The following is an 11,837-nucleotide window of genomic DNA, read 5'->3' on the forward strand; positions in this document are numbered from 1 at the left end:
TGCCGTGGCGCTCGGTGGTCAGGAGGTCGTGCAGCCAGGCGTCGAGGAACGAACCGGTCCGCTCGTACGTGTCGAAGAGCAGGACGATCCAGGGGACGTCGGACGCGACGCCGTGGAGCTCGTCCGTGAGCACGGGGGTGAGGACGCTCTCCGGGGAGAGCACCAGCTGGACGTCCTCGTGACTGCGGAAGCGCGCGCTGAGTCCGGTGCGCAACCGGTCTGCGCCCTGCGCCAGTTGGGCCGGGTCGAGGACACCGGCGAAGGCGCCGGCGCCCGGGATGAGTCCCAGTCCCGCCAGCCCGGCCCGCGCGACCGCCATGCTCCCGGCGGACGGACCGCTGTCCGGCCCGGGCTCCAGCGCGGCGAGGGCGGCCGTCTCGGCCTCGTGGCGCCGCTCGCGGTGGGCGGCCAGCAGCCGCTCCAGGTCCTTGAACCGGCGCCCCTGGGCGAGGAACTGGCGGCACATCGCGGTCAGTACCTCCGGAACGCCTCCGGCGCTCTCGTCGACGTACGACGTCAACGCGCCGCGTTCCCGGGCGATGTTCTCGAACTCCCTGAGCAGCCTGGTCTTCCCCACCCCCGCGTTGCCGTGCACGTGGAACAGGAAGCGGTGCCGTTCGTCCTCGGGCGGGATGTCGAAGTTCGCCCGGAACAACTCGCGTTCGGCACTGCGGGCGACGAGTCCGGCACGTCGTCGCCGACGGATGATCTGCTGCATCGACAGCCGTGCCTGTGCCACCCGTACGTCCCCTCGCCCGTGCCCCGACCGACCTCATTCTGGCTCAACTCCCCGGGTACGGGCCGCCGTACGGGGAAAGGAACCGCCATGCCCACCACAACCTCACGCGGCGCGCCGCAGCTCACCGCCACCCTCCTCACCGCCTCCGTCGCCCTCTACATGGCGCTGGTCGCCTTCGGCAACATCACGGACTTCGGGACGAACCAGGAATTCGTACGGCATGTCCTCGCGATGGACACCACGTTCAAGGACGAGGACCTGATGTGGCGCGCGATCACGAACGAGGGCGTGCAGGACGCCGCGTACGTCGCGATCATCGTCTGGGAGACGGCCGCCGCGCTGGTCCTGGCCTACGGCACCTGGCTCTGGACCCGTCCCGACCACGCGCGCGCCCGCCGCGTCTCCACGTACGGCCTGCTGATGGTCATGCTGCTGTTCGGCGCCGGCTTCATGGCGATCGGCGGCGAGTGGTTCGCGATGTGGCAGTCGGAGGACTGGAACGGCCTGGACGCGGCCCTGCGCGTCTTCGTCTTCAGCGGCGTGGTCCTGCTGGTCGACCACCTGCCGGTGACGCACACCGAAAGGCGCGACGCCCGCTGAGGGCCCGCCGGACCGGCGGCATCGGCCCGCGGAGCGCCGGCAGGACCGGAACCCGTTCCGGCGCAGCGCGAAGAAACGGGGAGCCACGGATTCCCGGCCGGACCCCGTGCCGCACATCGGCACGGCAACGGCCGGGAAGCTCTGGGTTCGCCCCGGCTACTCGACGACCCGGACCGTCGTGCCCGCCGAGCCGAAGGTCCACAGGGCCTTGCCGTCGGGCTTGGCGATGCGGATGCCGCCCGTCTGCGCGCCCGGCTCCGCGGGCGGGGGCGAGGAGCCGTCGACCGCGTTGGAGAAGGCGACGGAGACGCCGGACTTCTGGGCGAAGTACATGATGTGCTCGACCGGGACGCCGTCGCTGCCGGTGGTGGTCTGGGTGCGCTTGCCGATCGTGTACGTGCCGGGGTCCGGGGCGACCGTGCCCGGCCAGACCGCGAAGGAGCGGCGGGGGGTGTCGCTGGCGTCGACCAGCCAGACCCGCTTCTCGCCGAGGGAGTAGACGATCCGGCGGCCGGTGCCCGAGTCGGCCGGTACCGCCGCCGGCTTCTTCTCCTGCGGCGCGGCGGACGGTTTCGCGTCCGCCGTCGCCGACGCGCTCGGCCGGGTCGTGGCGGCGACGGGCTTGGTCCCCTGGTCCGCCTGGACGGCCAGGACCACCACCGCGGCGATCGCCCCCGTGGTCAGCCCGGTCACCCAGGCCCACGAGGGAAGACGGGCAGGCACCGGTACGCATCTCCTCAGCTACGGGTCCCGATCGAGGGCCGCAGGCTCCGGTCCGGAGGCCGCGGGTCCCGATCGAACGCGGGTCGGATCATCCTACTGCCAGCGTCCGCGCTTCCCCGGCCCGTCTCAGTCCAGCACCGGCAGCAGCTCCGGGAGGTGTCCGTCCGACGCCTCCGCCGCACGACGGCGCTCCTCCGGCACCTCGCCGTACAGGGTGGTGCGGGGCTTCGCCGGGCGGCCGGCGGCCTCCGCGACCGCGATCAGGTCCTTGACCGACTTGTAGGAGCCGTACGAGGAGCCCGCCATCCGCGAGATCGTCTCCTCCATCAGCGTGCCGCCGAGGTCGTTCGCGCCGGAGCGGAGCATCTCCGCCGCGCCCTCCGTGCCCAGCTTGACCCAGCTGGTCTGGATGTTGGGGATGTGCGGGTGGAGGAGGAGACGGGCCATCGCCGTCACCGCCCTGTTGTCCCGCACGGAGGGGCCCGGGCGGGCGATGCCGGCCAGGTACACCGGCGCGTTGGTGTGGATGAAGGGGAGGGTCACGAACTCCGTGAACCCGCCCGTGCGTTGCTGGACGCCGGCGAGGGTCCGCAGGTGCCCGAGCCAGTGCCTGGGCTGGTCCACGTGGCCGTACATCATCGTCGAGGAGGAGCGGATCCCGACCTGGTGCGCGGTCTCGACGACCTCGATCCAGGTCGCCGTGGGCAGCTTGCCCTTGGTCAGGACCCAGCGGACCTCGTCGTCGAGGATCTCGGCCGCCGTGCCGGGGATCGAGTCCAGCCCCGCTTCCTTCGCCGCCGTCAGCCACTCGCGGATCGACATGCCGGTGCGACTCGCGCCGTTGACGACCTCCATCGGCGAGAAGGCGTGCACGTGCATGCCGGGGACGCGTTCCTTCACCGCCCTCGCGATGTCGAAGTACGCCGTCCCGGGCAGGTCCGGGTGGATGCCGCCCTGCATGCAGACCTCCACCGCGCCCACGTCCCAGGCCTGGGCGGCACGGTCCGCGACCTGCTCCAGGGAGAGCGTGTAGGCGTCCGCGTCCGTCCTGCGCTGGGCGAACGCGCAGAAACGGCAGCCCGTGTAGCAGACGTTGGTGAAGTTGATGTTGCGGGTGACGATGTACGTCACGTCGTCGCCGACCGCCGATTTCCGGACGTCGTCCGCCACCCAGCAGAGGGCGTCCAGTGCGGGGCCGTCCGCGTGCAGCAGCGCGAGCGCCTCCGCGTCGGTCAGCTTCGTCGGGTCGTCGGCGGCCGTGCGCAGGGCCGCGCGGACGTCGGTGTCGATGCGCTCGGGGACCATGCCGGGGGCGGCGGCCTCGCGCAGGGCGTCCCAGTCGCCGTAGACCTCGTCGAAGTCGTCGCGGCGGTCGCCGGTGCGGCCCTCGGTGTCGATGGTGCGGTGCAGGTCGGTGCGGCCGGACGCGGTGAACGCCTCGTCCGGTTCCTGCCACGGCCGGCCTTCGACCACGGCATCCGCGCGGGCCAGACCCGTCTCCGGGTCGGCGAGCGCAGCCACGTGCGGGCGCAGCCGCGGGTCCAGCCACGGCTCACCGCGCCGCACGAACTCCGGGTACACGCAGAGGCGTTCGCGCAGCTCGAAGCCGGCCGCCCGGGACTTCTCGGCCAGTTCCTCGATCTGCGGCCAGGGGCGCTCGGGGTTGACGTGGTCGATGGTCAGCGGGGATACCCCGCCCCAGTCGTCGATCCCGGCCGCGATCAGCCGCCCGTACTCGGAGTCGACCAGGTTCGGCGGCGCCTGGAGGCAGGCGGACGGGCCGAGGACCAGCCGGGCGACGGCGACCGCGGCGACCAGTTCGTCGAGTTCCGCGTCCGGCATGCCGCGCATCGCGGTGTCCGGCTTGGCGCGGAAGTTCTGGATGATCAGTTCCTGGATGCCGTGGTGGGCGCGGGAGATCTTCCGCAGGGCGAAGAGGGACTCCGCCCGCTCCTCGTACGTCTCGCCGATGCCGATGAGGATGCCGGAGGTGAAGGGGACCGAGGAGCGGCCCGCGTCCTCCAGGACCCGCAGCCGTACGGCCGGCTCCTTGTCCGGGGAGCCGTGGTGCGGGCCGCCGGGCTCGGACCACAGGCGGGTGGCGGTGGTCTCCAGCATCATGCCCATCGACGGTGCGACCGGCTTCAGCCGCTGGAAGTCCGTCCAGGTCATGACGCCCGGGTTGAGGTGCGGGAGGAGGCCCGTCTCCTCCAGGATGCGGATCGAGATCGCGCGGACGTAGGCGATCGTGTCGTCGTAGCCGTGCGCGTCGAGCCACTCGCGCGCCTCGGGCCAGCGGTCCTCGGGCTTGTCGCCGAGGGTGATGAGGGCTTCCTTGCAGCCGGCGGCGGCGCCCTTGCGGGCGATGTCCAGCACCTCGTCCGGCGACATGAACATCCCGTGCCCGGCCCGGCGCAGCTTGCCGGGCACGGTGACGAACGTGCAGTAGTGGCACTTGTCCCTGCACAGCCGGGTCAGCGGGACGAAGACGCTCTTCGAATACGTGATGACACCGGGCCGCCCCGCCGCCTGAAGCCCCGCGTCCCGCACCCGGGCGGCCGACGCGGACAGGTCCTGAAGGTGCTCCCCGCGCGCCTGGAGCAGGACCGCCGCCTCGGAGACGTCCAGGGAGACGCCGTCCCGGGCGCGTCTGAGGGCGCGCCGCAGGGAGCTCTCGGTGGGGCCGCCGGTTCCGGTGGTCGCGGAAGTCGTCATCCTTTGAGCATACGTTCGGCGTGATCAGGACCCCCGCCCGTCCGCATCAGGCCCCTCCCCCGTCCACGAACGGCTGGAACGCGTCCAGCGCCCGCAGCACCCCCGCCTCCCCCTCCGGCGGAAGCTGCACCACGACCTCCTCGATGCCCAGCTCCGCGAAGTGGGCCAGCTTGCCCGCGCTGGGCAGGACGGCGTACGGCACGACCTGGAGGGCGCCGGGATCGCGGCCCGCGTCGGCCCAGGCGGTACGGAGCGCGGGCAGCGCCTCCGTCAGGCCCCGCCCGCCGATCGGCAGCCAGCCGTCCGCGTACTCACAGATGTTCCCGAACAGCTTCGGCCCCGCCGCCCCGCCGACCAGTGTGCGCGGCCCGAGCACCGGACCGCGCGGCTTCTGCACCGGCTTGGGGTGCGCGAGGCTGGCCCGCACGCTCCCGAACTCCCCCTCGTACGCCGTCGGCTCCTCCGCCCACAGCGCCCGCATCAGCCCCATCCGGTCCCGGACCAGCTCACGCCGGGTGCGCCACTGCACGCCGTGGTCGGCGGCCTCCTCCACGTTCCAGCCGAAGCCGAGCCCGAGCGTGAACCGGCCCCCGGAGAGGTGGTCGAGGGTCGCGACCTGCTTGGCCAGGTCGATCGGGTCGTGCTGCGCGGCGAGCGTGATGCCGGTGCCGAGCCCCAGCCGCTCGGTGACGGCGGCGGCCTGACCGAGCGCGACGAAGGGGTCGAGGGTGCGTCCGTACTCCCTCGGCAGCTCCCCGCCGGCCGGGTACGGGCTGGTCCGCTCGACGGGGATGTGCGTGTGCTCGGGCAGGTACAGCCCGGCGAACCCGCGCTGCTCCAGCTCACGGGCGAGCCGGACCGGGGTGATCGTCTCGTCGGTGAGGAAGATCGTGACGGCGATGCGCATGAGCGGCCTTTCGTACGCGGACGACTGACCCATCAATACCCGCGTACACCCCTCCTGTCCATACCGACCGGTCGGAACCTCCTTGCGGCTCCCCCGCTCAGTGGAAGGCCAGCCAGCCGATCCCCGCGGCCGCCGTGACACCGCCGACGACCAGGTCGGCCGGCCGGTGGCGGTGCAGCGCGAGACCGAGCAGCACGGCCGTGAGCAGCACGGCGGCCGTGCCGATCGCGCCTTTCAGGAGGCCGTGGCTGAAACCGAACTCGTTGACGTGCCGGATGACCCAGACGAACCAGGCGAATCTCATGGTCTGCTGCCGATTCCCTTCTTCCGCACGGCGGTTCGCCGCTCCGCACAAAGGTCGCACAGCACCGGTCCCGTCCTCCCCGGCCGCCGGTAGGCTCACGACACGATGACTTCTCGTGCCGAACGCAAGTACCGGGCGGCCACCGCGTTCCAGCGCCGGATCGGGAATCCCGTCCTGCGCCGGATGCCGTTCCAGACCCTGCTGGAGACCACGGGCCGCGTCTCCGGCCTGCCCCGCCGGACCCCGGTGGGCGGGCGCCGGACCGGCGGCTCGTTCTGGCTGGTGTCGGAGTTCGGCGAACGGTCGCAGTACGTCCGCAACATCCGGGTGGACCCCCGGGTACGGGTGCGCGTCCGGGGCCGCTGGCACACCGGCACCGCCCACCTCCTGCCCGACGACGACCCCGTGGCCCGGCTGCGCACCCTGCCCCGCCTCAACAGCGCCGCCGTACGGGCCTTCGGGGCGGGGCTGCTGACGGTGCGGGTGGACCTGGACGACTGAGGGCGAACCGTGTGGGCCCGGTGACGGCCCGCCGGTCCCCGTGTGATCGCCGTCTCGCACGGCTGACGCATCTGCCGTGAACAAGGCAAACTGGCGTAGTTGCTCAGGATGCATAGGGGGACTGCATGGACAGTGTGCCGCGAGGACCGGAGCAGCGGCCTCCCGGCTCCTCGACGGAGCCTGACTCGCTGCGCTTCGGCGTGCTCGGCCCGGTACGCGCCTGGCGCGACGACGAGCCGGTCGCCACCGGCAGCCCCCAGCAACGTGCCCTGCTCGCCGCCCTGTTGCTGCGCGAGGGCCGTACGGCCACGGCGGCCGAACTCATCGACGCCCTGTGGGGCGAGGAACCCCCGCCCCAGGCACTGGCGGCGGTGCGCACGTACGCCTCCCGGCTGCGGAAGGTGCTGGACCCCGGGGTGCTGGTCAGCGAGTCCGGCGGCTACGCGGTGCGCGGGCTCGGCGAGGGCGCGCTGGACCTCGCGGCGGCGCAGGAGCTGGCCGCGGAGGCGGAGAAGGCCCGGAACACCGGGGACCTGTGCCACGCGCGGGACGCACTGAGCCGGGCCCTGTCCCTGTGGGACGGCGAGACGCTGGCCGGGGTGCCGGGCCCGTACGCGGAGACCCAGCGGGTACGCCTGGAGGAATGGCGGCTCCAACTCCTGGAGTCCCGCCTGGACATGGACCTGGAGCAGGGCTGCCACGCGGAGGCGGTCTCGGAGCTGACGGCGCTGACGGCGGCGCACCCGCTGCGGGAGCGCCTTCGCGAGCTGCTGATGCTGGCGCTCTACCGCAGCGGCCGCCAGGCGGAGGCCCTCGCGGTGTACGCGGACACCCGGCGCCTCCTCGCCGACGAACTCGGCGTCGATCCGCGCCCGGGTCTGCAGGACCTCCAGCAACGCATCCTCCGGGCCGACCCGGGCCTCGCGGAACCCTCCGCCCCCATGGCGGAACCGGTGGCGGCCCCCGTCCGTCCGGCCCAGCTCCCGGCGACGGTGCCGGACTTCACGGGCCGCGCGTCCTTCGTACGGGAGCTGAGCGACGTACTGGCGTCGGCGTCCGGCGCGGAGGGCCGGGTGATGGCGGTGTCGGCGCTGGCGGGCATCGGTGGCGTCGGCAAGACGACACTGGCGGTGCACGTGGCGCACGGCGCGCGGTCGGCCTTCCCCGACGGCCAGTTGTACGCCGACCTCCAGGGCGCCGGCGCGAGGTCGGCGGAGCCGGAGACGGTCCTGGGCTCCTTCCTGCGTGCCCTCGGCACGGCGGACTCGGCGATCCCGGACTCGCTGGAGGAGCGGGCGGCGCTGTACCGCTCGGTCCTGGACGGCCGCAAGGTGCTGGTCCTGCTGGACAACGCGCGTGACGCGGCGCAGGTGAGGCCCCTGCTGCCGGGGACGGCGGGCTGCGCGGCGCTGGTGACGTCGCGGGTGCGGATGGTGGGCCTGGCCGGGGCGCACCTGATCGACCTGGACGTGATGTCACCGGACGAGGCGCTGTCCCTCTTCACGAAGATCGTCGGCGAGGAGCGGGTCGCCTCGGAGCGCGAGGCCGCCCTGGACGTGGTGGCGGCGTGCGGCTTCCTGCCGCTGGCGATCCGCATCGCGGCGTCCCGCCTGGCGGCGAGGCGCACCTGGACGGTCTCGGTCCTGGCGGTGAAACTCGCGGACGAACGCCGCCGCCTGGACGAACTCCAGGCGGGCGACCTGGCGGTCAAGGCGACCTTCGAACTGGGCTACGGGCAGCTCGAACCGGCCCAGGCCCGCGCGTTCCGCCTGCTGGGCCTGGCGGACGGCCCGGACATCTCGCTCGCGGCGGCGGCTGCGGTACTGGACCTGCCGGTGGAGGACACGGAGGACCTGCTGGAGTCCCTGGTGGACACGTCCCTGCTGGAGTCGGCGGCGCCGGGACGGTACCGGTTCCACGATCTGGTGCGGCTCTACGCGCGTGCCTGTGCGGAGAGGGACGAGCAGCCGCCCAGCGAGCGGGAGACGGCGTTGTCGCGGTTGCTGGACTTCTATCTGGCGACGGCGGCGGGGGTGTACGCGATCGAGCGGCCGGGGGACCGGCTGGTGGACCACCTGGAGGCGACCGAGTATCCGGGGCTGCGGTTCACCGAAGGGACCGCAGCCCTCGACTGGCTGTACACCGAGGCCTCGGCACTGCTGTCCTGCGTACGACAGGCCGCAGGCAGTGCCAGGCTGCGGCGCGCCGTCGATCTGCTCCTGGCGGCCAAGGACTTGACCGAGTCAGGAGCCGATTCCCACCAGTACGAGATGACCGCCCGGGCGATGTGCGACGCCACACGGTCCGCGGCGGACGCGCTCGCGGAGGGCAGGGCGCGGACGGCGCTCTCCGATGTCCTCCTGGTCTCGGGCCGCGTTCAGCAAGCGGAGGAGCAGGCCCGGATCGCCATGGGACTGGCGAGTTCCGTGCGGGATGCCACCGCCGTCAGCTGGGTGGCCAACAGCCTCGGGCTGCTCTGCCTTCACCAGGGCCGGTTCGCGGACGGCAAGCCTTTCTTCGAACAGGCCATTGAGGGGTTCCGGGCAGCCGACAACCGCCCCTGCGAAGCGACCAGCCTGGGCAACCTCTCCCGTGCTCACCTGGGCATGGACAACGTCGCGACGGCGGTCGAGATCGCTGAGCGCGGCCTCGCGGTGCACACCGAGATCGGCCGGACAGTGCGCCTCGCGAACGGACACTTCGCCCTAGGCGTCGCCCTGACGAGGGCCGACCGCCACGCCGAGGCCCTGAGCCAGTTCTCCGACGCCCTCCGCATCTTCAGCGATCACCGGCAGCGGCTCTGGGAAGGAGCGACCAACTTCCGGATCGCCGAGGTGCACCTGGCCGCCCATCGTCCGGCACCAGCAGCGCAGCACGCCGAACAGGCTCTCGCGCTGGGCTGCATCGGCGGCGACCGGATGCGGGGCAACGTCCTGACGCTCCTGGGGCGGGCGCTGTCCATGCTGGGGCAGGCGGACCGGGCCACGGCCTGCTGGCGCGAGGCGCTCAGCCTCTACGAGCAGAACGGCGCGGCGGAGGCGGCCGAGGTACGGGCCCTGCTCACGCCGGCCACTGCGGCCTGAGGAGTGCGTCTCCTGCCGTGCAACCGGGGCGTTCAGCATTCGTTTATCCCCGCCCGGCATTCTCTTACCCGTCAACCGTCGCGTCGGGGGGCAGACGGTTCGACAGGAGACGCAACCGGCTAATGTGCGGCTCCGAAACGCCCGTTCGGAAGCCTTCGGGGGAAGTTTCCGAACGGGCGTTCCTCCCTCGTTACTACAGAAGAGGAACGAAGCACATGAGCGACAAGAAGGACGCGGACGTCACCACGCAGGAGAACGCCATGCCGGTTCCGCCCGCAGAGGGGGCGGAGGTCACCACGCTGGAGAACGCCATGCCCAGCGGACCGGCCAAGGAGACCATCACGACGATGGAGAACGCCATGCCCGCCCCGCCCGCCCTGGACCTCGACGGCGGCAGGTAGCCGTCCATCCCGACGGGGGATCGGCCGCGGCGGCGCGGAGGGGGAGCCGTCGCGGCCGACGTGCGTCCGCACGGGGTTCCGGTCGCGGTACCGCCCGACGACCACACACCCCGACGGGGCCGAGGTGGACCTCGGCCCCGTCGTCGTACGGCGGTGCTCTCCGGCGGCCGGCCGGGTCAGCCCGCCGGCTCGGCGATCATGTCGGGTTCGCACTCGGCGATCCGGGTCACGTCCGCGTCGCCGATCTCCACCCGGACCGGCACCGTCCCGGTCCCGGGTACGGCGACGTCCTGGGAGCGGGTGAGGACCTCCGCGCCGGTCTCGTCCTCGAACCTCACGGTGACGGTGAAGACGCCGTCCGCGGTGTTCTGGTTGGTGACCTCGACCGTGGCGTACGGGGTCTCCTCCGAGGCGCAGTCCACCAGGTCCACCAGGGCGCCCAGCTCGGACGAGGAAGCGCTTCCGCCGCCGTCCCCCGCGTCTCCGTAGTCGTCGTCATCGTCGTAGTCGCGGTGCGATCCGCCCCCCGAGCTCGACGACGAGTCGTGGTCCTGGCTGGAGTTGCTGCATCCGCCCCCGCCCCCGTCGCCGCTGCCGCCGTGGCCGCGGCCGGTCGAGAAGCCGGTGAGGGTGAGGACGACGAGTGCCGAGACCGCGGTGAGCCTGAGTGTGTTCCCCCGAGGATTCATGACTGTCAGGCTATCGATCTTCGTGTCACGAGCATGTCACCGCCTGGCGACCGTCGCGCACCCGGCGTAGCGTCTGCGGTGGGAGCGGCGGGCCGCCGCTCCCCGCAGCGACGGCCGCCGTCCGACAACCCTTCCGTGCACCCGGTACGACGGCCGTCCGCAGGACCGGGGGTCACGCCGTCCGCGCCGTCCCCGTCCCCTTCTCCGCGTCCAGCGCGTACACGCAGCGGTCCTTGCTGCACGCGTACACCACGCCGTCCCGGACCACCGGGGAGCCGGTGATCTCGCCGCCGGTCGCGAGCTTCCACCTCAGGCGGCCGTCGTCGGCCTTCAGGGTGTAGAGCAGGTGGTCGCTGGAGCCGAAGTGGATGCGGCCCTCCGCGACCGCGGGCGCGCCCACGATCTCGCCGCCGGACTGGAAGCGCCACTTGGGCGTGCCGGTGACCGCGTCCAGCGTGTACAGGCCCTTGCCGCTGCCCACGTGGACGTGGCCGGCGGCGACCAGGACCGGGTCGACGGAGGCGCGGGACTCGGTGGCGATGCGCCAGCGGTCGCGGCCGTCGGTGGCGTCGAGGGCGTAGACCGTGCCGAGGTAGTCGGCGAGGTAGAGGCCGCCGCCGGTGACCGCCGGGCCGGGGACGAAGGCGGGCGGGGCGAGGAAGACCGCCGGGGCCTCGAAGTGCCAGCGGACGTGGCCCGAGGTGACCTCCAGGGCGAGGACGCGGGTGCCGGCGCAGACGTAGGCGTAGCCGTCGGGGGCGTGCGTCACACGCACCGGGACGCCGCCGCAGGAGGCCGCGTCGCCGATCGGGTACGACCAGCGCTCGTCGCCGGTGCGGGCGTCGAGGGCGCGCAGCCGGGCGTCCTGCCAGACGTAGACCGTGCCCTCGTGGACGGCGGGGCCGGCCTCGGGGGACTCGAAGTCGGTCTGGCAGCCGCTGACCTCCCACAGCTTCTGGCCGGTGGACGCCTCCCACGCCTGGACGCCGCCGCCGCGCGTGCCGGTGACGACGGTGCCGCGGTCGGCCTTGAGGGAGTACACCCAGGCGTCCGTGGACAGCCGCCACAGGTCGCCGCCCTCGCGGGCGTCGAGGGCGAACAGGGTGGGCCCGTCGGAGGCGTGGATACGGCCGTCGGCGACCGCCATCGACCAGGCGACGTCGCGGGTCTTGAAG

The 11,837-nt window shown here is 72.8% G+C and carries 11 protein-coding genes; 4 read left to right on the forward strand and 7 right to left on the reverse strand.

What is annotated here, in order from left to right; translation table 11 throughout:
* On the reverse strand, positions 1-739 hold a 739-nt coding region (locus B7767_RS41435), incomplete at its 3' end, for an AAA family ATPase (protein WP_373408283.1).
* An 87-nt stretch (positions 740-826) separates the two neighbouring features.
* Here B7767_RS41435 and B7767_RS41440 point away from each other — a divergent pair.
* On the forward strand, positions 827-1,339 hold the full coding sequence (locus B7767_RS41440; protein WP_085576350.1) for a DUF2165 domain-containing protein: 513 nt from the start codon (positions 827-829) through the stop codon (positions 1,337-1,339).
* 156 nt (positions 1,340-1,495) lie between these two features.
* On the opposite strand, the gene B7767_RS41450 is transcribed toward B7767_RS41440, so the two are convergent.
* The 4 genes from B7767_RS41450 to B7767_RS41465 form a co-directional block, all read right to left on the reverse strand.
* On the reverse strand, positions 1,496-2,062 hold the full coding sequence (locus tag B7767_RS41450) for a hypothetical protein (protein ID WP_085576351.1): 567 nt from the start codon (positions 2,060-2,062) through the stop codon (positions 1,496-1,498).
* Positions 2,063-2,188: 126 nt separating this feature from the next.
* Positions 2,189-4,777, reverse strand: coding sequence for a bifunctional FO biosynthesis protein CofGH (locus tag B7767_RS41455; protein WP_085576352.1), 2,589 nt, complete (start codon positions 4,775-4,777; stop codon positions 2,189-2,191).
* A gap of 46 nt (positions 4,778-4,823) precedes the next feature.
* The gene (locus tag B7767_RS41460) at positions 4,824-5,684 is read right to left on the reverse strand and encodes an LLM class F420-dependent oxidoreductase (RefSeq protein ID WP_085576358.1); all 861 of its coding nucleotides are present in this window, start codon (positions 5,682-5,684) and stop codon (positions 4,824-4,826) included.
* A 97-nt stretch (positions 5,685-5,781) separates the two neighbouring features.
* Positions 5,782-5,988: a hypothetical protein gene (locus tag B7767_RS41465; protein WP_085576353.1), complete on the reverse strand. Its 207-nt coding sequence runs from the start codon at positions 5,986-5,988 to the stop codon at positions 5,782-5,784.
* A gap of 105 nt (positions 5,989-6,093) precedes the next feature.
* On the opposite strand from B7767_RS41465, the gene B7767_RS41470 reads away from it, so the two are divergent.
* The 3 genes from B7767_RS41470 (at position 6,094) to B7767_RS41480 (ending at position 9,973) form a co-directional block, all read left to right on the forward strand.
* A complete protein-coding gene (locus tag B7767_RS41470) occupies positions 6,094-6,489 on the forward strand; it encodes a nitroreductase/quinone reductase family protein (RefSeq protein ID WP_085576354.1) in 396 nt (131 codons plus the stop codon).
* A gap of 125 nt (positions 6,490-6,614) precedes the next feature.
* Positions 6,615-9,572 carry a BTAD domain-containing putative transcriptional regulator gene (locus B7767_RS41475; RefSeq protein ID WP_085576355.1) on the forward strand — a complete coding sequence of 986 codons (2,958 nt, stop codon included), beginning with the start codon at positions 6,615-6,617 and terminating at the stop codon, positions 9,570-9,572.
* A 215-nt stretch (positions 9,573-9,787) separates the two neighbouring features.
* Positions 9,788-9,973, forward strand: coding sequence for a hypothetical protein (locus B7767_RS41480; RefSeq protein WP_085576356.1), 186 nt, complete (start codon positions 9,788-9,790; stop codon positions 9,971-9,973).
* A 176-nt stretch (positions 9,974-10,149) separates the two neighbouring features.
* Here B7767_RS41480 and B7767_RS41485 read toward each other — a convergent pair whose 3' ends face one another.
* Together B7767_RS41485 and B7767_RS41490 are read right to left on the reverse strand one after the other, a co-directional pair.
* Positions 10,150-10,662, reverse strand: coding sequence for a hypothetical protein (locus B7767_RS41485; RefSeq protein WP_085576357.1), 513 nt, complete (start codon positions 10,660-10,662; stop codon positions 10,150-10,152).
* 172 nt (positions 10,663-10,834) lie between these two features.
* Positions 10,835-11,837 (reverse strand): PQQ-binding-like beta-propeller repeat protein (locus B7767_RS41490; protein ID WP_179167535.1); only part of this gene is annotated, 1,003 nt, incomplete at its 5' end.

The organism is Streptomyces sp. 13-12-16, assembly GCF_002114215.1.
In the GTDB taxonomy this organism is placed as follows: domain Bacteria; phylum Actinomycetota; class Actinomycetes; order Streptomycetales; family Streptomycetaceae; genus Streptomyces.

Coding starts and splice junctions, on each gene's coding strand:
- B7767_RS41455 (WP_085576352.1), bottom strand. CDS start 4,777: ATGACGACTTCCGCGACCACCGGAACCGGCGGCCCCACCGAGAGCTCC.
- B7767_RS41460 (WP_085576358.1), bottom strand. CDS start 5,684: ATGCGCATCGCCGTCACGATCTTCCTCACCGACGAGACGATCACCCCG.
- B7767_RS41440 (WP_085576350.1), top strand. CDS start 827: ATGCCCACCACAACCTCACGCGGCGCGCCGCAGCTCACCGCCACCCTC.
- B7767_RS41485 (WP_085576357.1), bottom strand. CDS start 10,662: ATGAATCCTCGGGGGAACACACTCAGGCTCACCGCGGTCTCGGCACTC.
- B7767_RS41470 (WP_085576354.1), top strand. CDS start 6,094: ATGACTTCTCGTGCCGAACGCAAGTACCGGGCGGCCACCGCGTTCCAG.
- B7767_RS41480 (WP_085576356.1), top strand. CDS start 9,788: ATGAGCGACAAGAAGGACGCGGACGTCACCACGCAGGAGAACGCCATG.
- B7767_RS41475 (WP_085576355.1), top strand. CDS start 6,615: ATGGACAGTGTGCCGCGAGGACCGGAGCAGCGGCCTCCCGGCTCCTCG.
- B7767_RS41465 (WP_085576353.1), bottom strand. CDS start 5,988: ATGAGATTCGCCTGGTTCGTCTGGGTCATCCGGCACGTCAACGAGTTC.